This is a genomic window from Streptomyces sp. NPDC033221 (assembly GCF_055577005.1).
In genome coordinates this window covers 87,305-108,797 of record NZ_JBVIQN010000020.1, presented here as the reverse complement: position 1 = coordinate 108,797, position 21,493 = coordinate 87,305, and the positions used below count along the sequence as shown (strand labels likewise).

Genomic DNA, 21,493 nt, shown 5'->3' with positions numbered 1-21,493 from the left:
GGGACTACGGTGCCGCGTCCTGCACGACGGTCCCCTGGTGGTAGAGGACGCGCCAGTCCTCGCCGTCGCGCTGCCAGAGGGTGGCCCGACGGGTGGTGCGGCCGTCGAGGACCAGGGTGTACGTCAGCAGGTAGACGCTTTCGGCCGGCTCGCGGCAGTGGAAGCCGGAGGTGTGCCATGTTCCGGCCGGCGGGGCGGTCGGGGTGGCCGTGGCCGCCGGGGTGCGGAAACGTTCCTCCAGGGCGTCGAGCACGTACGCCCTGCTGTAGCGCCGCCCGGACGCGCCCACTTCCCAGAAGTCCGGTGCCGTCATGCGCTCGAAGTCGGCTCGGGCGGTACCGAACTCAGGGCGGTGGAAGAGCGGCTCGCGGGCGGTGAGGGCTTCCAGCACGGGCGTGAGGCGTGCTTCCGTAGTGGGGAATGTGCCGGCGTCGTCCATGGCACAGACCTAGCAGAAGCGGCCCCGGGCCGTATGCGCCCAGGGGACGCCACGGCAGGTCGGAGCGGTGCGACTTCGGTGTCCCAGGCGGGGCGGACCACCACGTTGACGCCGTGGCAGAGTCCCTACATGCAGATCTACAGATCCCGCCACAGATCCCGCTACATAGCTGCGGGCTTCCTCCTGAGCGCTGTGCTGACCCTGACCGCCTGCGGCCAGCAGCGCACGGGCCCGGCGAGCGCCGATCCGCCGAGCGCCGGCCCTGCCCCGAGCCCTACGCCCACGCCCTCCGCCGTAGGCCCCGCACGAGGCAACGTGGAATCCGGCTCCCACGACGGCGCCCCGCACTACCGCGAGAACAACGGCTTCAAATTCCCCCGCGAGATGACCCCCGACGGCGAAAGCGCCGCCCGTAAGGAAGCCGCCCGCATCGAACCCGTCCTCAAACGTCTCTGGGCGGACCACGTGTGGGACCCGGACAGCGTGCGGGCGGCGCTGCTCCGCCTCGGCTACCGATCCGGCGACGACGACCTGCAGCCCGGGACGCTCGTCGTGAGCGGCATGGGCACACAGCACATACTCACCCAGACCGCCCCGGTCACCCCGGAGGGCGCCCTCTTCGCCCTGCGGGTGCGCAAGGACGCCTGCGTGCACGGCGCCGTGAAGCCGTCCGGCAGCCAGCTCGAAGTCAGCGGCCCGTTCCTGGAGACCGGCTGCTTCGAGCCACGCGGCGGCCACTGAGAGCCGGACGACTGGCTCGCTCCTCTTCCCGTAGGGGCCCTTCAGCGCGACCGGTCACCGTCGCCCGACGGAAAGCGGGCGGAGGCCCGGGCGTTGTCAGTGTCGCGTGGGAGAGTAGGGGAACACGGGGGAAGCAACACCGAAGGAGGCCGTCATGGGCTGGCATCAAGGGCTGCTCGTCAGCTTCGACTTGGAGACCACCGGCACGGACGTCGAGCAGGACCGCATCGTCACCGCCGCGCTGATAAGGCTGGACGCGGACGGCCGGGAGGCCATGCGGCATTCCTGGCTGCTCGATCCCGGCGTGCCGGTTCCCGACGAGGCGGCGGCCATACACGGGCTGACCACCGCCCATGTGCGGGCACATGGGCAGCCGGCGGCGGACGGCATCGAGCAGATCACCACCGCGCTCGCCGCGGCCCTGGAGGCCGGCCTCCCGCTCGTGGTGATGAACGCGCGGTACGACCTCTCGCTGCTGGACCGCGAATGCCGCCGGTACGGCCTGCCCACACCGGCCGAGCGGCTCGGCCGGGCGCCCGCCCCGGTCATCGACCCGCTGGTGCTGGACAAGCACGTCGACCGTTACCGCAAGGGCAAGCGGACCCTCCAAGCCCTCTGCCGGCATTACGGCGTCCCGCTGGAAGCGGCGCACGAGGCAGGCGCGGACGCGGTGGCCGCTGCCGGTGTGGCGCGCCGGATCGGGGAGCGGCATCCGGAGGTGGCCGGGACGGCGCTCGCCGCGCTGCACGCCCTCCAGGAGAAGGCGGCCGCCGACCAGGCCGCCTCGTTCCAGCGGTATCTGCGCCGCTCCGGTGACCCGGCGGCGATAGTCGAGGCGGCCTGGCCGCTCATTCCGTACCAGCGGACGCGGGAAGCCCCCGAGGAGCTGGAGCTGGATCTGCCCGGGCAGGCACCGGCCGCGCGCGGCAGCGCCTAGAGGCTTAGGAGGGGCTTGAGGGGAATAGGGGAGGGGAGCGTCAGAAGGGGTACCAGCGGACGGTGGTGTCGCCTTCGCGGAGGGAGGCGATGCGACGGCGGAACTCCTTGAGGGCGGCGGGGTTGCCCGGGGCGTGCTGGGAGACCCAGGCGCAGCTGGCCGTCTCCCGGGAGCCGCGCAGCACGGCGCAGCCCTCCCAGTCGCGTACGTCCCAGCCGTAGATCCGCACGAACGCGTCGTACGCCGCGGCGGACAGGCCGTAGCGGTCGCGGCTGAGAGCCATCACGACGAGATCGTGTTCCCGCAGATCGGAGGAGAAGGTTTCGAGGTCGACCAGCACCGGGCCGTCGGGGCCCACATGGACATTACGGGTCAGCGCGTCACCGTGGACGGGGCCGCGCGGCAGATGCGGTTCCAGTGCGGTGGCGGCAGCGGCGAACGCGTCGCGGCGGCCCCGCAGATACTCGGCGTCCCGCGCCGAGACCGCGTCGCCGGCCAGCCGCAGCCAGCGCTCCACTCCGCCCAGCAGCTCACGCCGGGGGAGGGTGAACGGCGGTTCCGGCAGCGCGTGCACCAGGCGCAGCAGGGCGGCCAGGTCGGCCGGTTCGGCGGGGCGTACGGGGTCGGGCAGCCGCTCCCAGAAGGTGACCGGGTGCCCGTTCACCAGACGGGCCGACGGCTCGGCCGCGCGTACGGCAGGCACGCCCTGATCCGCCAGCCAGACGGCGACGCGCAGCTCCCGTTCGGCGCGCTCCAGCAGTTCGGCGCTGCGTCCGACCCGTACGACCGGGCCGTTGCCGCCCATGGTGAAGACCGCGTTCTCGCCGAGCGACAGCAGCCGGGCGTCGGCGGCGGCGTCGGGCCGTCCGGCCGCGGCCAGGACGTCCCGGGCGTACGCCTCCGTGAACGGAGTGGTGCTCGGTGCGGTCATCGGGGCGCCTCCTGCGGTGCGTGATCGGTACCAGTCTCGCAGGTGCCCGCGTCGCGGGGGCGGGAGGCGGAGTTCCGGCGGGGTGCTTGACTGCGCCGGGCGCCGTCACGACGATGACGGCGGCCGTCTGCCCCGTTCCGCCCGGGGTCGTGCGGTCCGTTCGTGGTGGTCGCAGTCGTTCCGGGCGGAAACGTTCGCGGTCGGCGGGTGCCGTCCGGGGTGTACGGAAGCGGGGGAATCGCGTTGGGCCGAGACGGTCCCGTACGAGGCCAGGGGCGTACGACGAAGACGGGTGCGGGGCCGGCGGCGCGGGCCCGGGGCGCGGGGCCGAGGGCGCGGACCGGGATCCGGTCGGTGCCCGGGCGCGGCAACGGCACGTGGTTCCTGGTGCTGCCCGCGCTCATCCCGATCCTGGTGCTGAGCGTGGGACCGCTGCTGTACGGCATCGGGCTGGCGTTCACCGACGCGCAGTCCGGGCGTACCCAAGCCACCCGGTGGGTCGGTCTGCTCAACTTCTCCGACCTGCTCCAGGACACCCTGTTCTGGGACTCGTTCCGGATCGGGCTGGTGTGGGCGGTGGGCGTCACGGTCCCGCAGTTCTTCCTCGCCCTCGGGCTGGCGCTGCTGCTCAGCCAGGACCTGCGGCTGCGCTGGCTGGCCCGGGCGCTGGCGATCATCCCGTGGGCGATGCCCGAGGTCGTGGTGGGCATCATGTGGCGGCTGGTCTACCACCCGGACGCGGGCGTCCTGAACGAGACGCTGCGCAGCCTCGGGCTGGGCCCGGACGAGGGCCGGGACTGGCTGAGCGGTACGGCCACCGCCCTGCTCGCCGTGATCGTCGTGGGCGTCTGGGCGGGGATGCCGCAGACCACCGTCACCCTCCTCGCCGGACTGCAGAACGTGCCCCGTGAACTGCACGAGGCCGCCGCGATGGACGGCGCGGGAGCGTGGCGCCGGTTCCGTACGGTCACCTGGCCGGCCATCAAGCCGGTCGCGCTGGCCATCTCCGCGCTCAACTTCATCTGGAACTTCAACTCCTTCGCGCTGGTCTTCGTGCTGACCGACGGCGGCCCCGGCGGCCGTACCCGGCTGCCGATGCTGTTCGCGTACGAGGAGGCGTTCCGGTACGGGCAGTTCGGTTACGCGGCCGCGATGGGCCTGGCGATGGTCGCGGTCATCGCGATCCTGCTGGCCGTCTACCTCTCACGGCGGCTGAGGGGAGAGGAGGAACGGTGACCCCCGACTCCCGCCGTACCGTCGGCCGGGCCGGCCAGTACCTGGCTCTGCTCTGCTACCTGGTCTTTCTCGCCTTCCCCTTTCTCTGGCTGGTCTCCACCGCCTTCAAACCGCCGCGCGAACTGGGCAGCATCCATCCGACCTGGCTCCCCAGGGCGCCGACGCTGGACAACTTCCGTGCCGCCTTCGACGAGCAGCCGCTGCTCCAGGCCGCCGCCAACAGCCTGCTCGCGGCCGTGGTCTCGGCGCTGGTCGCGATCGTCCTGGCGACCCCGATGGCGTACGTCCTGGCGCGCCGCCGCACCCGCTTCGCACGGGCGGCGACCGGCTGGGTCGTGGTCAGCCAGGCGTTCCCGCTGGTCCTGGTGATCATCCCGCTCTTCCTGGTCCTGAAGAGCCTCCACCTCGTCGACGCCCGTACCGGCCTGGTGCTGGTGTACGTGGTGTGGTCGCTGCCGTTCGCGCTGTGGATGCTGACCGGTTACGTACGGGCCGTACCGCCGGAACTGGAGGAGGCCGCGGCGGTGGACGGCGCGGGCCGGCTGCGCATCCTGGTCTCGGTCACCGGGCCGCTGCTGGCGCCCGGCATCGTCGCCACGGGCCTGTTCGCCTTCATCACCGCATGGAACGAGTTCTTCTTCGCGCTCGTCCTGCTCAAATCGCCGGAGAAGCAGACGATGCCGGTCGTACTGACCCACTTCCTCGGGGCGGAGGGCGTCGCCGACCTCGGCCCGCTCGCCGCGGCGGCCCTGCTCGCCACCCTGCCCAGCCTGGTGCTCTTCGCCGTCATCCAGCGCCGTATCACCGGCGGCATGCTGGCCGGGGCGGTGAAGAACTGATGGGCGCGCCCGGTGGTGGCGGTGAACGCCGTACCGCGTCCGGTGACGGTCCGGACCGTCGTATCGCGTCCGGTGACGGCCCGGACCGCCGTACCGTTGGCCGCGGCGGTCCCCGCCGTCGGGCCCTGCTCGCTGCCGCCGCGGCCGTGCCCGCCGCGGCGCTGCTGCCCGGCTGTTCGGGCGGGGGCGGTCGGCGGGGCGACGGCGGCCGGCGCGTACTCCGCTTCCAGTCGCTGGCCTGGCAGAAGGAGTCCGTGGACGCCAACAAGCACCTGGTGGCGGAGTGGAACCGGCGGCATCCGGACACCCCCGTCCAGTACGTCCAGGGAGCCTGGCCCACCGTCCACGACCAGCTGCTCACCTCCTTCGAAGGCGGTGAGGCACCGGACATCATCCACGACGCCTCCGACGACCTCGCCGACTTCGCCTACGGCGGCTACCTCGCCGACCTCACATCGCTCCTCCCGCGGCGCCTCAAGGACGACATCCCGCGGCGCGGCTGGGAGTCGGGCACCTTCGACGGCCGGGTGTACGGCATCCCCTTTCTCCAGGAACCGCGCGTCCTCATCGCCGACCAGGTGAAACTACGGCGCTCCGGGGTGCGCGTGCCGACCGCGCGCGACCCGTGGACATGGGAGGAGTTCGGGGAGGTGGCCAAGGAGCTGACGGGCGGCGGCGGGTACGGCGTCGCCTGGCCACTGAAGGAACCGGTGTCCGCCACGCTCAACCTCGCCCTGTCCACGGGCGGCCGCATCTTCCGGCGCCGCCCCGACGGCAAGGCGGAGGTACGGTTCGACGCTGCCGACCAGGTGGTGCCGCGCGCCATCCACGACCAGGTCAACGTCGCCCGCAGCGCGGCCCGTACGACTCTCGGCATGGGCGGCGCCGACACGCTCCCCGGCTTCTTCGCGGGCCGGTACGCGATCCTGCCGCTCGGCTTCTCCTACCGGCAGCAGATCGTGCAGCAGGCCCCGAAGGACTTCGAGTGGACGGTGCTGCCCGCGCCCCGCGGGGCCGATGGCGCCGACCAGGGCGTCAGCCCGCAGACCCTGTCGATCGCGGCGGACTGCCCCCGCAAGGAGGAGGCGATGGCCTTCGTCGACTTCCTGCTGAGGCCGCCCAACATGGTGCGGCTCGCGCTGGGCGACTGGATGCTGCCGACGGGACAGGAGGCCCTCAAGGCTCCGGAACTGCACGTGGACCGGTATGGCTGGGCGACGGGCACGGCCCTGGCCGGCACCTTGCGGGCGGCACCCGCGCAGTCGGTGCGGGGCTATCCCGAGTGGAAGGACAAGATCGCCACACCGGGCTTCCAGGAGTACTACAGCGGCGCCATCGATCTGGACGAGCTGCGGAAGCGCCTGGTCCACGACGGGAACCTGGTGCTGGCCCGGTATCAGCGCTGACCCCGCCCCCCCCCCGTAGGGAGCCGTCCGGTACGGCCCGGGCCGTACCGGACGGACGCCGGCAGCGTCACCAGGTGGCCGGACAAGGGGATTTCTCCGGAACTCGATGCTTACGGCGGGCTCCGGTGGGCACGTGGAGGAATGTCCGAAGCGGACGATCGGAAGGAGAAGTCGTGTCGTTCCTGTGGGCCATCATCGCGGGGCTCGTCATCGGCCTGCTGGCCAAGCTCGTCGTTCCCGGACGGCAACCCGTCCCCCTGTGGCTGACGGTCATCCTGGGCATGATCGGCGCCGTCGCGGGCAACGGGCTCGCCACCGCCTTCGGCGTGCGCGACACCGGCGGCATCGACTGGATTCGCCATATCTTCCAGATCGGCATCGCCGCTGTCCTCCTTGCCGCCGTCACCCCGTGGTGGCTCCGGCGCCGCGCCTGACAGCAGACGCCTGACAGCGGAGACCTGACAGCGGAGATCTGACAACAGGTGCCTGTCAGCAGTCGATCCAGCTTGACGGGGCCGGAGCCGGCTCCGTCGGCCGGGACCAGTTCCATCGGGTTCCGGTTCGACGGAGCTGGTTTTGTGTTTGTGGGCCGGCCGCTGCCGATCTGCCGTGGTGGCCGACCCCGGTGTCCCTGGCCCGGGATACGGGAGCCCGGCGACCGCCCCACGCCGACCCGCAAACGGCGTTCTGTGCCGGAATATCGGTGCATTCCCAATAAGGCGGCGAGAAGTGGGCGAGAAGTGCTGTCGCCCTGTTGCGCGGTGTGTCGAAGGAAATGCGTTGTGTATAGGGCGGGTTCGGCCGGGGTGGGTGTGAGTGAGCGATGCCACGCCCGGGGGAGTCGTGTTCGGGGATTGAGGTGCGCGGCGGCCGGGGATTGTTGAGCTGTGAAGAAGTGAGGGGAGGGCGGGGGCGATTGCCCGCCTGGTCCCCATCGTGGCCGGTTGTATCGGCTTTTGGGGGCCGCGTTCCGTACCGCCGGTAACGGGGGTGTCCGTATCGGGCCTGACCTGCGTCATGTTGCCGGTATGTGAACGGAGTTGACCCGCCGTCGGCTGCCCGTGGTGCGTATTTGACCCCTTCTGCGGTCCTTTGCAATTACGCAGGCTTGTTGCCTATCTCACAACGCCCGGCCGGCCTTGAATTGACCCCGTCAATCCGACAAGGTTTCGAACCAGCCCGGCGGAGATCTTCTTGTCCGTCCGGGCTGTTGCGCAACGCTTTCCCCCCACACCCCGAACGAGGAGAACCCTCGAATGGCTCACGCTCACAAGCGTTCCAGCAAGAAGCGGCTCGTCACCGCGATAACCGCCGTGGTCGCCGCGACCGGTATCGCCACGGTCACCGCGGTCACCGCGGGCGCGTCGCCCGCCGAGGGCAAGATCTACGGCGCCGAGGCCAAGGGCGCCGTCAGCGGCAGCTACATCGTCATGCTGAAGAACCCTGAGAACACGGTCCGCGGCGCCGCGGTCCAGGCCGAGCAGAACAAGGACCTGGCCGGCAAGTACGGCGGCGACGTCAAGCGGACCTACTCCGCCGCGCTGAACGGTTTCTCCGCCACCGGCCTCACCGCCGAGGAGGCCCGCCGGCTGGCCGCGGACCCGGCCGTCGACAAGGTCGTGCAGAACAAGAAGTTCCACATCGACGGCACCCAGGACAACCCGCCGTCGTGGGGCCTGGACCGCATCGACCAGGCGGACACCCAGGGCGACAAGAAGTACACCTACCCCGACAGCGCGGGCGAGGGCGTCACCGCGTACGTCATCGACACCGGTGTCCGCACCACGCACAAGGACTTCGAGGGCCGCGCGTCCTCCGGCTTCGACGCGATCGACGGCGACAACGACGCCACCGACGGCAACGGCCACGGCACCCACGTCGCGGGCACCATCGCCGGCAAGGCGCACGGCGTCGCCAAGAAGGCCAAGATCGTGGCCGTCCGCGTGCTGGACGACCAGGGCTCCGGCTCCACCGAGCAGGTCGTCGCCGGCATCGACTGGGTGACCAAGAACCACAAGGGCCCCTCGGTGGCGAACATGTCGCTGGGCGGCGGCGCCGACGAGGCGCTGGACGCGGCGGTCCAGAAGGCGGTCGCCTCCGGCGTCACCTTCGCCGTGGCGGCGGGCAACGAGTCCACCGACGCGGGCCAGGGCTCCCCGGCGCGGGTCAAGGAGGCCATCACGGTCGCCTCCAGCACCAACACCGACGAGCAGTCCGACTTCTCGAACTACGGCACCGCCGTGGACCTCTACGCGCCCGGTTCGGACATCACCTCGGCCTGGAACGACAGCGACCAGGGCACCAAGACCATCTCCGGTACGTCCATGGCCACCCCGCACGTCGCCGGTGCCGCCGCGGTCTACCTGAGCGCCCACCAGGACGCCAAGCCGGACGCGGTCGCCAAGGGGCTGACCGACACCGCCACGCCCGACAAGATCAAGAACGCGAGCGAGGGCACGCCCAACAAGCTGCTGAAGGTCGGCGAGAAGTAACCTCACCGCTGTTCGGCACCGCCCGCCGGCCGTCGCGCTCGCCCCCACGGGGCGCGACGGCCGGCGTCGCGCTGCCCGGAGCCGTAGCCGGGGCCGGCGGCAGGCCGAGGCAGGTACCGGCTCGGCCGCTGCCCGCTGCCCGCGGCCGAAGGCACGTAACAGCCTCAGCCGCAGTACCGCCGCGCCGTCGACTCCCGCTGCGGCGCCTCCAGCAGCCGCAGCCGGCTCTCCACCTCCCGCGGCAGCCGGCGCCGTTCCCGCAGGACCCACGGCAGACCACCGGCGGCCTCGGCGAACGCCCGTACGGACACCGCGTCCCTGGGCACGGTCGAGGCGAGGGTGCGCGTACGGCGCACGGCAGCCGGCAGCGGTCTGCGCAGCCAGGTGAACCACAGCGTGTTGCGGATGCCCTGGCGCCGGCGCAGTGTCGCGTCCCGGTGCGGCGACGCCCGGTGGTGCACGGTGAGCCGGTCGGCGTACGCCAGCCACCAGCCGTCCGCCGCGAGATCGGCGGCGAGCAACTCCTCCTCGCCGCCCAGGACCAGCCGGGGCGAGAAACCGCCCGCGGCCCGGAAGGCGTCGGTACGCAGCACTGTGGCCGCCGCGAGGAACGAGCCGAGCGCCGGGCCGGGCAGCCAGGACGGTGCGGGCAGCGGGGAGTGCCGCAGCTCTTGGACGATCGCGTCCTCGACGGGTTCGCCCGGCCCGGCCCCGGGTGCGGTGCCTGCCTCCGGGGCGTCCGGGTGCGGGTGGACCATGATGCGCGCGGTCACCGCGCCCAGCCGCCCGTACATGTCCAGCAGGTCGGCGGCCCCGGCCAGCGCGCCGGGCTCCCACCACGAGTCGTCGTCGCAGAACGCCAGGTACGGCGTGGTCGCCACCCGCGCGGCCAGATTGCGGCCCACCGCACCGGCGTTGTGCTCCAGTGGGATGAGCCGTGGCGCGAGGGGATGGCGGCGGGCGGCGGACGCGCTCCCGTCCGTGGAGCCGTTGTCCACCACGATGACGGGCGGCTTCTCCGGCAGTTCGGCGAGCCGGTCCAGAGTGTGCAGCAGGTCGTCGCTGCGGTTGCGGGTGATGATGATGACGGTGGTGCGCGGATCGGTCACGGGGGTTTCCTCGGGTCGGTGCGGGCGCGCCGGGGCGGTGTCGCGGACGGCTCGCCCGGCACGTCGGCGCCCTGCGGGACGTGCGGGCTGCGCGGCGTGCGGGTGCGGCCCGGTGTCATGGCGCCGTCTCCAGCGTCCGCACCCGGCGTTCCACCCGCGTCGGCAGGAGCCGTCGGCGGGCGAGGGCGGCGGGGAGCCGGCGTACGGCCTCGGCCAGTGCCAGCCGTGCTTCCGGGTCGGTGCGGCTGTCCAGGGCCAGCCGTACGGTGTGCGCGAGGGCGTGCCGCAGTGGCCGGCGCAGCCAGGCGGTGAGCAGGACGTTGCGCCGTACGCGGGCGGTGCGGCCCGGCCGTGGGACGCCGCCCGCGCCGTCGGGATCGTGCCGGGCGACGAGCGCGGGGCAGTAGGCGACGCCCCAGCCGTCCGCCTCCAGGTCCATGGCCAGCAGAGTTTCCTCGGCGCCGAAGTGGAGTACGGGGTGGTAGCCGCCGGCTTCCAGGAAGGCGTCCCGGCGGGCGACGGCGGCGCAGCCCAGGAAGCCGAGGACGGACGGGCCCGGCAGGTCGGGTTCGTGGCCCAGTGGGGAGGCGGCGAGGACCGCGTTGAGCGGGTCGGCGTCGGCGTCCGTACCGACCAGCGTCGCGGCGGCGGCCAGGCCCAGCCGCGGGTGCGCCGCGAACACGTCGGCGGCCCGTGCCAGCGCGCCCGGTTCCCACCACGAGTCGTCGTCGCTGAACGCGACGAGCGGGGTGTCGAGCGCGGCGGCACCGTAGGTACGGCCGACCGCGCCGAGGTTGCGGCCCGGGGTGAGGACCCGTACCGAGGGGAAGTGGGCGCGGACGGCGTCCGCCGTGCCGTCCGACGAGCCGTTGTCCACGACCACGACGGGCGGTTCCTCGGGCAGCCGCGTGACCCGCTCCAGCGTGCCGAGCAGCCGCTCGCGGCGGTCCCGGGTGATCATGACGACGCCCACCTGCGGTGCGGCCCGGGGGGCCGGCGCGGGCACGGTGTCCGGCAGCTCCGCCGTCCGTGCGGTCACGATCGGCACCCCGGACCCGGCGCGGCGGCGCGGGCCGCCCGCCGGGCCAGCGCGGTCGTCGACCTGCCGTCCAAATACGGCAGGACGAGTGCCTGGCCGCCCCACTCCAGCAGCGTGGCCGCCTCCGGCAGCGCGTCCACCGAGTAGTCACCGCCCTTGACCCACACATCGGGACGCAAGCGGCGCAGCAGTTCGACGGGCGAGTCCTCGTCGAAGACGGCGACGGCGTCGACGCTGCCCAGCCCGGCCAGTACGCGGGTGCGGTCGGCCGCCCTGGTCAGCGGCCGCCCCGGGCCCTTGAGGCGGGTGACGGACGCGTCGGAGTTGACGCAGACGATGAGGCAGTCACCGATCCGCCGGGCGCTCTCCAGCAGGCCGACGTGCCCGGCGTGCAGCAGGTCGAAGCAGCCGCCGGTGGCAACCACCGTGCCGCCCCTGGCCTGCACGGTTTTGGCCAGTTCGAACGGGTCGGCGGGCCGCTCCGGCGCCGGCCGGTCCGGCGGCGGCGCGGCCCGCCACAGGCCGCGGTTGCCCGCGCCGCCCGCCGCGACGAACGCGGCGGCCTCGGCGACGGCCCGCTGCACGGCCTCCTCGGGCAGCGCGCCGTCGGCCAGCGCGGCGGCCGCCGTGGCGGCGAAACAGTCGCCCGCCCCGCAGGGGTCACCGTCGGCCCGGTACGGCGCGGGCACCAGCATCGGCGAGTCACTGCCCGCCCTGGCCAGCAGCGCGCCGCGCGCACCGAGCGTCACCGCGACGGCCGCGGCCCGCCATTCGGCGGCCAGTTGGGCGCCCCGTACGGCGCAGGCGTGCAGCGACCGGTCCTCGCCGGAGGTCAGGGCGCGAGCCTCGGACGCGTTGGGCGTGACCAGCCGTGCGCCCGGTACGGGCGTGCCGCCCTTGGGGTGCGGGTCCCACAGCAGCGGGACGCGGTGCGCCACGTCGGCGAGCAGGCCGCGTACGGCCGACGCGGTGCCGCGTCCGTAATCGGCGACGAGGACGGCACGGGCTCCGGCGATCGCCTTGTGCACGGCGGGGCCGGGCTCCCCCGGACTGCCGCCGCCGCGGTCGAACCGCACCAGAGGCCGGCCGGACGCCATCACCCGGGTCTTCTCCGGCAGCCGGCCCTCCAGCGGGATCTCCACCAGGCGTACGACGCCGTGCAGTGCGCGCCGTACCGCCTCGCTCGCCGGATCCTGGCCCAGCGCGGTCACCAGGACCACCTCGCGCCCGGAGCGCCCGGACCGCCCGGCCCCCGCGGCGAGCGCGGCGGCGAGGCCCGCGCCGCCCGGCCGGCTGCGGTCGTCGGCCACGTCCACGACCGGTGCGGGCGCGTCCGGCGCCAGGCGTGCGGAGTTGCCGTCGATGTCCCGGTCGAGGAGGGCGTCTCCGACGACCACGAGGGGCCGGCGGGCACTCATCGCGGCTCCCGGATACGGCGGGCGGTCACAGCGCACCGTCCCGGTCGGCCACCGCGACCTCCAGCGGGACACCCGCCGTGGCCCGCGCGGGCCGGGGTGTGCCGCTGACGGCGTCGAAGTGCTCGCACAGGATGTGCACCGCGATCAGGTGCGCCTCCTGGACCGTCGCGCTGCTGGGGGAGTCCACGCACACCGCCTCGTCGGCGGCGTCGGCCAGTGGGTTGGGGCGGGGGCCGGTGAGCGCCCAGACCCGCAGTTCGGCGTCCCGCGCGGTTTCGGCGGCGGCCAGCAGGTTGTCGCTGCGGCCCGAGGTGGACAGCAGCAGGAGCACGTCGCCGGGGCGGCCGTGTGCGGCGACCTGCCGGGCGAAGACCTGGTCGAAGCCGTAATCGTTGCCGATGGCGGTGACGCTGGAGGTCTCGGCGTGCAGCGAGATGGCGGAGTAGGCGGGGCGGTCCTGCTGGTAGCGGCCGACGAGTTCGGCCGTCAGATGCTGGGCCTGGGCGGCGCTGCCGCCGTTGCCCGCGGCGAGCAGCCGGCCGCCGACCGGCAGCACGGTGCCGAGGTGGGTGCCCCACTCGGCGATCCGGCGCAGGCTGTGCCGGCGCAGCGCGGCCACCGCGTCCTGGAGCGACTGACAGTGCCGGTGTGCGGCGTCAAGGGGATGGCTCATGGTCGTCGGGCTCCCGGGGGCGCCGGGTGGCGCTGGGGCCCGCACCTCCTTCGTACGTCTGCGGCGGGGACAGGGCGTCGGACGGCGACGAGGGGAGACCGGACGTCGGAACGGGGGCGGCGCCGCGGCCGGCGCTCACACCACCTCGGTGACAGCGGCCGGCCGCGGGCTCAGCACGCCCGCGTAGGCGGCCTCGGTGCCGGCCGCGACCTTGTCCCAGCCGTACCGGGCCAGTACGCGGCGGCGTCCCGCGGCGCCGCAGGCGGCCCGCCGTTCGCCGTCCCGGAGCAGTTCGCCGACGGCGTGGGCGAGCGCGGCCGGGTCGCGGGGCGGTACCAGCCGCCCGCAGTCCGGGTCGGACACGGTGTCCAGCTGCCCGCCGACCGCGGTGGCCACGACCGGTGTGCCGCAGGACATGGCTTCCAGGGGCACGATGCCGAACGGCTCGTAGTCCGCCGGGCACAGCACCACGTCGGCGGCGCGCAGCAGTTGCGGTACGTCCTCGCACCGCACGCCGCCGGTGAAGCTCACCCGGTCGGCGACCCCGGCGGTGCGGGCCAGGTCGCGCAGCCGCCGTACCTCGGGGTCCTGGTCGAGCCGGCCGGCGGGCGGCCCGCCGGCGATGACCAGCCGGGCCTCGGGCAGCCGGGCCAGTGCGGCGACGGAGACCTCCGCGCCCTTGCGCGGGACGAGCCGGCCGAGCTGGAGGAGCAGCGGGTGGTGCGAACGGTGGTCCGCGACCGGCCCGTCGGGGGTGAAGCGCGCCGTGTCGACGCCGCACGGCACCACGTCTATCTTGCTTTCCGGGATGCCCATCCGGCCCAGTTCGGTGACCTCGTCCCGGCAGGTGGCGATCACCCGGTCGCAGCCCTCGCCCACCGCTATCTCGCTGCCGACGCGGGAGCGCGGGCTGGTGTCGGAGTCCCGCTGGTGGCGCCGCTTGACGGTGCCCAGCGCGTGGTACGTGTGGGCCAGCGGCAGCCCCAGTTCGCGGGCCGCCTGGAGTGCGGCCAGGCCGGACATCCAGAAGTGCGAGTGGACCACGTCCGGTGCCCGTGCCCGCCACCGTTCGGCGAGGAAGTCGCCGAACGCCGGCATGTACGGCAGCAGCGCGTCCTTGGGCACGTGCCGTGGCGGCCCCGCGGGGACGTGCCGGACCCGCACACCGGGCCGCAGCGGGACCTCGTCCGGCGGTTCGGTGGAGTCCCGCCGGGTGTACACCGTCACCCGGTGCCCCCGGTCGGCCAGCGCACCGGCCAGTCGGGCGACATGGACGTTCTGGCCGCCCGCGTCGACGCCGCCGAGGACCGCCAGCGGGCTGGCGTGCTCGGACACGAGCGCGACGGACAGCCGCGGGGTGTTGCCGAGAGGGGTCATGCTTGCACCTCCGTGATCAGGCGTTCCCAGTCGTGCAGGAAGCGCTTGAGCCCGTACCGCTCCAGCGCGGCCTGGCGGGCCCGCGCGCCGTCCTCGGCCGCCGCGTCGGGGTCCTCCAGGTACGTCCGGGCGGCCCGGGCCAGCACCTCGGGCCGGTTGGAGAGCGTGCCGGTGCCGGGCAGCACCGCTTCGGCGGCCTCGGTGGTGGCCAGGGCGACCACCGGCATGCCCAGATGCATGGCTTCCAGGAGCGACAGGCCGAGCGAGGTCCAGCGCACCGGGTGCAGGTAGAAGCGGCGCTGCGCCATCGCCTCGTGAAGTTCGCCCTGCGGGAGGTCGGCCGTGCGGCAGCGGTCCGGGGGCAGGCCCAGGTGCGCGGCGAGTCCGTCGGTGCGCATGCCGAAGACGTCCAGGGGCGCGGCTTCCGACAGTGCGGGCAGCAGGTCGGTACCGACCGTACGGCCGCGGCGGACCGGCTCGTTGGTGACGACGGCGGCGCGCGCGAGCCGGCCGGTGTACTGGTGGCCGGGGTCGACGATGCCGTGCTCGATGACTTCGGTGCGGGTGCCGCCGTTGTCCCAGAACAGCCGGTTGAAGTGGGTGACGTGCACCAGGGTCAGGTCGTCGCGGCCGGCGCACGGGTGGCGGGTGTGCGGGACGTCGCCGTCCGGCGCGTTGTGCTCCAGGTAGACGGCGGGCACGTCCCGGCCGGGGCGGCGCCCGCCCAGCCAGCGTTCCGCCAGGCCGGCCTCGTGCGGCCGTTGCAGCACGACGAGGTCGACGGGGGCGTGCCGCAGTTCCGCCGGGGTCTTCTCCACCACCGATTCGGGCCAGGGGAAGGTGCGGGCCCGGCCCAGTCCGTCGGGACCGCGGTCCGGGGTGACCGGCACCAGATAGGTGTGCGGTCCCTGGACGAACGCGGTCGTCCAGGACCCGTGGACATGCCAGAGCAGGATGTTCATACGGTCGCACCTCGTTCGGTGTCGGTGGCGGTCCGGGCGGCCCGTGCGGCGGGCCGGGCGCCGTCCTTCGGCGGCTCCGGCGGCCGGCCGGGGCCGGTCAGCCGGGACACGGCGGCGAGCAGCGCGGTGTCGCTGACCGTGTCGAGACAGGGGTGTCCCGGCACCGGGCAGCGCCGGGCGCGGCTGCCGGCGCACGGCGCTTCCTGGTCGCCGAGCAGTACGTGGGGCACGCCGTACGGTGCCCACAGCAGCGCTGGGACCACCGGCGCGAACAGGCAGACGACGGGTGTTCCCACGGCGGCGGCGAGGTGCGCGGGGCCGGTGTTGCCGACGACCACTGTCCGCGCGCGGGCCAGTACCCCGGCGAGCTGGTGGGCGTCGGTGCGTCCGCCGAGGTCCAGTGCGTGACCGCCCGCGACGGCGGCGGTCAGGTCCCGTTCGCCGGGGCCGCCGGTGACGATGACCCGGTGCCCGGCGGCGCTCAGCGCGCCCGCCGCGCGCGCCGCCCGGGCCGCGCTCCAGGCGCGGGCCGGTACCGCGGCACCCGGGTGCAGCACCACGTACGGGTCGCCGCCGGTCAGCGGTGTGGTGTCGGGCGGCGGAAGGACGCCCAGGGCGCCGTCGTCGTCCGGCGGCAGGGCGAATCCGGCGTCCCGGGCGAGGTCCAGTGCCGCCTCGGCCTCGTGGCGTTCCGGTTTGCGGTGGTGCCGCAGGTCCAGGAGGGCGCCGGGGTAGTCCACGCTGTCCGCCGCGATCCAGCCGATCCCGGCGAGCTTGAGCAGCAGCGCGGCGGGCAGCGGGCTCTGGTGGTACGACACGAGCACCAGCGCCCGGTCGAACCGTCCCGCCGCCAGCGTGTCCACCAGTTCCTCGGTGACTCGCCGGTCCACCGGCGCGGGCCGCAGGCCCACCCATGGCGCGTCGTGCACGATCACCTCGTCCACTCCGGGAAGCAGCCGTGCCGCGCGTTCGCCCAACGGGCCGCACAGCAGCGCCGTGTACGAGGAGCCCGCCGCCACGGCACGTACCGCCGGACCGGCCAGCAGCACATCGCCCGCGCTGTCCAGCCGGACGACGAGCGTTCGCGGGGCGGTGCTCATACGGCGGCCTCCCCGGTGCCCGGCCCGCGCAGCAACAGGCGTACAGCGCACGGCAGATCAGGCGCGCTCTCCCGTGCCGCCGCGACCTCCTGCGCGCGCGTCACCGGCGTCGGTACGAGCACCCCGCGCGCACCGGCGGCCCGTGCCGCGTCCACGTCCGCGCCGATGTCGCCGAGCACGGCGGTCCGCGCGGGGGAGACCCCGAGGAACGCGCAGGCGGCGAGGATCAGGCCGGGCGCGGGCTTGCGGCAGCCGCAGCCGTCGCCGGGCCCGTGCGGGCACACCGCCCAGACGCCGAACGGCCCGAGCCGCGCCTCGACCTCCTGCCGTACGGACGCGACGTGAGCACCGCTCAGCAGGCCGCGCGCGACCCCGGACTGGTTGCTCACCACGCCCACCGCGAGCCCACGCGCCCGTACCGCGTCCAGGGCCGCGCGCGCTCCGGGCATCGGCTCCACCAGCGACGGGTCGCCGTTGTACGGCACATCGGCCACCAGCGTCCCGTCCCGGTCGAAGAGCACCGCCTCCAAGGGGCCCGCGTCGCCGGGCGGCTGCGCCCCCGCGGGCACCGGCACCCGCGCCGGGGCATTCCGCCCCGGCGCGTACAGCCACAGGCGCCCGGGCTCCTCCCGGCTCGCCGCCAGGACGGCGATGTCCGCCGCCGGGTCTGCGACCGCCGTCGCTCCCCGCACGGCAACCAGATTCCTGTCCACCGGCTACACCCGCTCCGGAACCGGCTGCGGCTCGGCCGGCGGCACCGCGGGCACCGGCCGGACGCTCAGCGGCGCCACCCGGCGGTGCCGCACCAGCCCGCGCAGCCAGTGCCCGGCGGCGGACGGCGGGATGAGCGCGCTGGTCACAGCCATGGTGACCACTTCGTCCCGGGTACGGGGACCCGGCGCGATCCGCGCCCACGCGAACTCCGCCGTGCCGCCCAGCCACAGCCCGGCCAGCGCCAGCGCCGCCCGGCGCCGCCCGGCCGCGGCGCAGGCCAGCGAGGCCCCCGCCGCCGCCGTCACCGTCAGGTGCCGCGGCAGCCGGCCGCGCGGCGCGTCCGCGTGGTGCCACCAGTCCCGGCCGTGCTTACGGGTCATCAGGACGTCGTCGGCGTTGCCCGCCTGGAGCCGTACGGAGACCCAGCGGCCGGCGGGCCGCACCGGATGCGTGGTGCGGCGGGTGCCGGCCGCCAGCGTCCAGCCCGCCGCCAGGACCCGCAGCGCCAGGTCGGCGTCCTCCCGGAAGGCGCGCCGGAACCGTTCGTCGAAGCCGTCCACGGACTCCAGCGCGTCCCGCCGGTACGCCATGTCCGCGGTGATCCACTTGGCGGTGGCCAGGCCCGCGGTGTTGCGCTCCCAGTCCGTGGACCGGCGTTCCGGGGGCACCGGAACAGCGATGCGCGCGGTGATCCCGGCCGTCCGCGGTGACGCGGCGGCGAGGTCGGCGGCCAGGTCCGTACCCCAGGTGGGGCCGGGCACCACGTCGTCGTCGAGGAAGACCACCCACGGTGTCGCGTCCGCCGCCCGCCAGCCGGTGTTGCGGGCCGCCGCCGGTCCTCGCGCGCAGCCCGGCACGGTCTTCGTGCGGTCGCGCAGCTTCTCGGGGATCTCGGCCGGCAGCGGGGTGCAGTCGTCCAGTGGCCGGTCGTCCACCAGCACGACCTGGAGCGGCGGCGGGCCCTCGGCCGCGGCCAGCGCCCGCAGGCACGCCGTCAGGCTGGGCCGCCCGAGGGTGGGGATCACCACCGAGTGGTCGGCGGCGGTCGGCGAGGTCATCGGACCGCTCCCTCACCGCTGCCCGCGACCGGCGCCTGTACGGGCCGCGCCAGTCGGTCGTACGAGGCGGGCGCCAGCTCCTCCTCGGCCCCGGCCGGGAAGGACAGCACCTCGGAGCGGTGCGCCGACCGGTTCCCGGCGGCGAAGAACGCGTCCCGCCGTACCGCGAACGGACCGATGGCCAGCAGGTCGACGGGTGTCGAACCGAAGCACTCCAGCGCGTCCCGCGGGTCGTCGACCATCGGGCGGCCCGCGGTGTTCAGGCTGGTGTTGACGACGACGGGCAGCCCGGTGAGCCGCTCGAACTCGGCCAGCATCCGGGCCACCAGCGGCTCGTCGTCCCGGTCCACGGTCTGGATGCGGGCGGTGCCGTCGACGTGCACCACGGCCGGGATGCGCTCCCGCCACTCCTTGGCCACGTCGTGCACGAACAGCATGTACGGGCTGGGCAGCTGCCCGTCGAAGATCCGGCCCGCCCGGTCGGCGAGCACCATCGGCGCGACCGGCCGGAACTGCTCGCGGCCCTTGACGTCGTTGAGCCGCTCCAGGTTGGCCGAGTGACCGGGGTGCGCCATCAGGGAGCGGTGGCCGAGCGCCCGCGGCCCGTACTCCGAACGCCCCTGGAACCAGGCCACGATGGAGTTCTCCGCCAGTGCCTGGGCGACGGTCGCGGCGATGTCGGCCGGCCGTTCGAAGGGCACGGCGGCGGTCCGCAGCCACGCCTCCAGCTCCGAGTCGGACCAGCCGCGGCCGAGGTCGGCGCCGGGCATCGGCGCGGGTTCCTCACCGCCGTCGGCGCTCAGCAGCAGCGCGCCGCCGAGCGCGGTGCCCGCGTCACCGGCCGCGGGCTGCACCCACATCCGGTCGAACGGCCCCTCGCGGGCGATCCGGGCGTTGGCCACGCAGTTCAGCGCCACCCCGCCGGCCAGTGTCAGCACACTGTCGTGCGTCCGGCCGTGCAGCCAGCGGGCCAGATCCAGCAGGGTCTCCTCCAGGACGAGCTGGGCGCTGGCCGCGAGGTCCGCGTGCGCCTGGCTCCACGGTTCTTCCGGATGGCGCGGTACGCACAGGTCGCTCCACGGCACATGCGCGGCGTGGAAGCCGCCGTCGCCGGTGGGGTACACGTGGCGGCGCAGCTCGGGCAGCATCCGCGGGGTGCCGTACGAGGCCAGCGCCATCACCTTGAACTCGTCGGAGGAGCGCAGGAATCCGAGGTGCGCGGTCAGCTCCTCGTAGACCAGGCCGAGCGAGTGCGGCAGCTCCTGCCCGTACAGCGGTTCCAGCTTGCCCTGTACGCGCTGTGCGGCCAGGTGCGAGGTCGCCTCGCCGCGGCCGTCGAGCACGAGCACCGAGGAGCTGTCCGCGTCCGGCGCGCCGAACGCGGCGGACGCGGCGTGCGCCATGTGGTGCGGGACGTAGCGGACCCGCTGCGGGTCCAGGCCCGGCAGCGCGGTCTTGAGGAACCCGGGGGCCTCGCGCGCGTACGTCAGGCGCAGGTGGTCCCAGGGGTCGTCCAGGCCCATCTGATCGGCGGGCCGGGCGAGCCGGGGGTCGAAGGAGTACGCCACCGCGTCCAGGTCCTCGGGGCGCAGACCGGCCGTGGCCAGGCACCAGGCGGCGGCCTGTTCGGGCATCTCCCAGGCGGCGAAGGGCACCGGCCGTTTGCCGTGTTTACGTCGGGAGAAGCGTTCCTCTTCGGCGGCGGCCACGGTCTGCCCGTCGACGACGAGAGCGGCGGCGGGGTCGTGGAAGAGCGCGTTGATGCCGAGAATGCGCATGGGGTTTCGCTGGCCTTTCGTCAGGATGGACGGCGCCCGGCCGCCGCCCGGTCGGGGCGGCCCGGACGTCCGGTACCCCGGTCCCGGCGGCTGCCGGAACCGGAGGCGGTGTCAGGCCCCTTGCCGCTTGCGGAACCACTCGACGGTGCGCGCCAGGCCGTCCCGCGGCGCCACTTCGGGCTCCCACTGGAGCTTGCCGCGGGCCATCGTGATGTCGGGGCAGCGGACCGCGGGGTCGTCCGTGGGCCGTTCGATGAAGCGGATCTCGGAGCGGGAGCCGGTCAGTTCGATGATCAGGCGGGCGAGTTCGAGCATGGTGATCTCGACCGGGTTGCCGAGGTTGACCGGTCCCCGCAGGTCGGAGGCGGCCGCCGCGAGGATGCCCCGGACGGTGTCGTCCACATGGCACAGCGAGCGGGTCTGCAGCCCGTCGCCGGTGACGGTGAGCGGTTCCCCGGCCAGCGCCTGCCGGATGAACGTCGGCACCGCGCGGCCGTCGTGGCCGCGCATCCGCGGGCCGTAGGTGTTGAACAGCCGCACGATGCCGGTGTCGGTGCCGTGGGTGCCCGCCTCGGCCGTGGTCATCGCCTCCCCGAAACGTTTCGCCTCGTCGTACACGCTCCTGGGGCCGACGGGGTTGACGTTGCCCCAGTAGGTCTCGCTCTGCGGATGCTGCTGCGGATCGCCGTACACCTCCGAGGTCGAGGCGAGGAGGAAGCGCGCCCCGTGCGCACGGGCCACGGCGAGCGCGTTGCGCGTCCCGAGGCTTCCGGTGTCCAGCGTGTGCAGCGGCAGCCGCAGGTAATCGGCGGGGGAGGCGGGGGAGGCGAAGTGCAGGACGAGATCCACTTCGAGGCCGATCCGGAACGGCTCGGTCACATCGGCTTCCACGAACGTGAACCCGGGGATCCCCCGCAGCTGCGCGGTGTTCTCCGGCACCCCGGTGCTCAGGTCGTCGATGCAGGTGACGGTGGCGCCCTGGGCCAGCAGCGCGGTGCACAGGTGGGAACCGACGAAACCCGCGCCGCCGGTCACCACGGCGTGTTTCCAGTTCCGGGAAAGAGCGTTCATGGGACTCCCTCGACTAGGGGTGTGCCCAGAATCGGGTGCCTCGCCCGCTTCAAGAAAAACGTCACGCTAAGCGATGCTGCATCCTGCTAAGCCATCAATTATCCTGAAAAGCTCTCCATAGTGGCGGCCTTCTGTCCGGCCGACCGCCCACGCGCCGCCGCCTCCGCGACACC

Annotated in this window: 21 protein-coding genes; 7 read left to right on the top strand and 14 right to left on the bottom strand. The window is 74.0% G+C overall.

Annotated features, from left to right (window positions below):
• Positions 1-4: 4 nt before the first annotated feature.
• The gene (locus ACZ53K_RS25125; protein WP_468840614.1) at positions 5-439 is read right to left on the bottom strand and encodes a nuclear transport factor 2 family protein; all 435 of its coding nucleotides are present in this window, start codon (positions 437-439) and stop codon (positions 5-7) included.
• A 129-nt stretch (positions 440-568) separates the two neighbouring features.
• Between ACZ53K_RS25125 and ACZ53K_RS25120 the strand changes: the two genes are divergently transcribed.
• Entirely contained in the window at positions 569-1,180 is a 612-nt protein-coding gene (locus ACZ53K_RS25120) for a hypothetical protein (protein ID WP_468840612.1), read from the top strand.
• 154 nt (positions 1,181-1,334) lie between these two features.
• Positions 1,335-2,117: an exonuclease domain-containing protein gene (locus tag ACZ53K_RS25115; protein WP_468840610.1), complete on the top strand. Its 783-nt coding sequence runs from the start codon at positions 1,335-1,337 to the stop codon at positions 2,115-2,117.
• A 40-nt stretch (positions 2,118-2,157) separates the two neighbouring features.
• Here the strand turns inward: ACZ53K_RS25115 and ACZ53K_RS25110 are convergent, their stop codons facing one another.
• The gene (locus ACZ53K_RS25110; protein WP_468840608.1) at positions 2,158-3,048 is read right to left on the bottom strand and encodes an aminoglycoside phosphotransferase family protein; all 891 of its coding nucleotides are present in this window, start codon (positions 3,046-3,048) and stop codon (positions 2,158-2,160) included.
• Positions 3,049-3,393: 345 nt separating this feature from the next.
• Between ACZ53K_RS25110 and ACZ53K_RS25105 the strand changes: the two genes are divergently transcribed.
• The 5 genes from ACZ53K_RS25105 (at position 3,394) to ACZ53K_RS25085 (ending at position 9,021) form a co-directional block, all read left to right on the top strand.
• Positions 3,394-4,284, top strand: a complete 891-nt coding sequence (locus tag ACZ53K_RS25105) for a carbohydrate ABC transporter permease (protein ID WP_468840701.1) — start codon at positions 3,394-3,396, stop codon at positions 4,282-4,284.
• Positions 4,281-5,123 carry a carbohydrate ABC transporter permease gene (locus tag ACZ53K_RS25100; RefSeq protein ID WP_468840606.1) on the top strand — a complete coding sequence of 281 codons (843 nt, stop codon included), beginning with the start codon at positions 4,281-4,283 and terminating at the stop codon, positions 5,121-5,123. The genes ACZ53K_RS25105 and ACZ53K_RS25100 overlap by 4 nt, the downstream gene beginning before the upstream one ends.
• Positions 5,123-6,529, top strand: coding sequence for an ABC transporter substrate-binding protein (locus ACZ53K_RS25095; RefSeq protein WP_468840604.1), 1,407 nt, complete (start codon positions 5,123-5,125; stop codon positions 6,527-6,529). The genes ACZ53K_RS25100 and ACZ53K_RS25095 overlap by 1 nt, the downstream gene beginning before the upstream one ends.
• Positions 6,530-6,702: 173 nt before the next feature.
• Positions 6,703-6,963, top strand: coding sequence for a GlsB/YeaQ/YmgE family stress response membrane protein (locus tag ACZ53K_RS25090; protein ID WP_468840602.1), 261 nt, complete (start codon positions 6,703-6,705; stop codon positions 6,961-6,963).
• Positions 6,964-7,785: 822 nt separating this feature from the next.
• Positions 7,786-9,021, top strand: coding sequence for a S8 family peptidase (locus tag ACZ53K_RS25085; protein WP_468840600.1), 1,236 nt, complete (start codon positions 7,786-7,788; stop codon positions 9,019-9,021).
• Positions 9,022-9,185: 164 nt separating this feature from the next.
• On the opposite strand, the gene ACZ53K_RS25080 is transcribed toward ACZ53K_RS25085, so the two are convergent.
• The 12 genes from ACZ53K_RS25080 to ACZ53K_RS25025 form a co-directional block, all read right to left on the bottom strand.
• Positions 9,186-10,130: a glycosyltransferase family 2 protein gene (locus ACZ53K_RS25080; protein ID WP_468840598.1), complete on the bottom strand. Its 945-nt coding sequence runs from the start codon at positions 10,128-10,130 to the stop codon at positions 9,186-9,188.
• Positions 10,127-10,249: a hypothetical protein gene (locus ACZ53K_RS25075; protein ID WP_468840596.1), complete on the bottom strand. Its 123-nt coding sequence runs from the start codon at positions 10,247-10,249 to the stop codon at positions 10,127-10,129. The genes ACZ53K_RS25080 and ACZ53K_RS25075 overlap by 4 nt, the downstream gene beginning before the upstream one ends.
• Positions 10,246-11,169 carry a glycosyltransferase family 2 protein gene (locus ACZ53K_RS25070; protein ID WP_468840594.1) on the bottom strand — a complete coding sequence of 308 codons (924 nt, stop codon included), beginning with the start codon at positions 11,167-11,169 and terminating at the stop codon, positions 10,246-10,248. Before ACZ53K_RS25070 ends, ACZ53K_RS25075 begins: the two co-directional genes overlap by 4 nt.
• Positions 11,166-12,587: a D-glycero-beta-D-manno-heptose 1-phosphate adenylyltransferase gene (gene rfaE2, locus ACZ53K_RS25065; RefSeq protein WP_468840592.1), complete on the bottom strand. Its 1,422-nt coding sequence runs from the start codon at positions 12,585-12,587 to the stop codon at positions 11,166-11,168. Before rfaE2 ends, ACZ53K_RS25070 begins: the two co-directional genes overlap by 4 nt.
• 25 nt (positions 12,588-12,612) lie before the next feature.
• On the bottom strand, positions 12,613-13,260 hold the full coding sequence (locus tag ACZ53K_RS25060; RefSeq protein WP_468840590.1) for a D-sedoheptulose-7-phosphate isomerase: 648 nt from the start codon (positions 13,258-13,260) through the stop codon (positions 12,613-12,615).
• 135 nt (positions 13,261-13,395) lie between these two features.
• Positions 13,396-14,637 (bottom strand): glycosyltransferase, encoded by a 1,242-nt coding sequence (locus ACZ53K_RS25055; RefSeq protein ID WP_468840588.1) that lies wholly within the window; start codon positions 14,635-14,637, stop codon positions 13,396-13,398.
• The gene (locus tag ACZ53K_RS25050) at positions 14,634-15,599 is read right to left on the bottom strand and encodes a glycosyltransferase (protein WP_468840586.1); all 966 of its coding nucleotides are present in this window, start codon (positions 15,597-15,599) and stop codon (positions 14,634-14,636) included. Before ACZ53K_RS25050 ends, ACZ53K_RS25055 begins: the two co-directional genes overlap by 4 nt.
• Positions 15,596-16,699, bottom strand: a complete 1,104-nt coding sequence (locus tag ACZ53K_RS25045) for a glycosyltransferase family 9 protein (protein WP_468840584.1) — start codon at positions 16,697-16,699, stop codon at positions 15,596-15,598. The genes ACZ53K_RS25050 and ACZ53K_RS25045 overlap by 4 nt, the downstream gene beginning before the upstream one ends.
• Positions 16,696-17,391, bottom strand: a complete 696-nt coding sequence (locus ACZ53K_RS25040) for an HAD-IIIA family hydrolase (protein WP_468840582.1) — start codon at positions 17,389-17,391, stop codon at positions 16,696-16,698. Before ACZ53K_RS25040 ends, ACZ53K_RS25045 begins: the two co-directional genes overlap by 4 nt.
• A 24-nt stretch (positions 17,392-17,415) precedes the next feature.
• Complete coding sequence (locus ACZ53K_RS25035; RefSeq protein WP_468840580.1) at positions 17,416-18,471, bottom strand: glycosyltransferase family 2 protein; 1,056 nt, start codon at positions 18,469-18,471, stop codon at positions 17,416-17,418.
• Positions 18,468-20,249: a carbamoyltransferase family protein gene (locus tag ACZ53K_RS25030; protein WP_468840578.1), complete on the bottom strand. Its 1,782-nt coding sequence runs from the start codon at positions 20,247-20,249 to the stop codon at positions 18,468-18,470. The genes ACZ53K_RS25035 and ACZ53K_RS25030 overlap by 4 nt, the downstream gene beginning before the upstream one ends.
• Positions 20,250-20,360: 111 nt before the next feature.
• The gene (locus ACZ53K_RS25025) at positions 20,361-21,320 is read right to left on the bottom strand and encodes a UDP-glucuronic acid decarboxylase family protein (RefSeq protein WP_468840576.1); all 960 of its coding nucleotides are present in this window, start codon (positions 21,318-21,320) and stop codon (positions 20,361-20,363) included.
• Between the last annotated feature and the right edge of the window lie 173 nt (positions 21,321-21,493).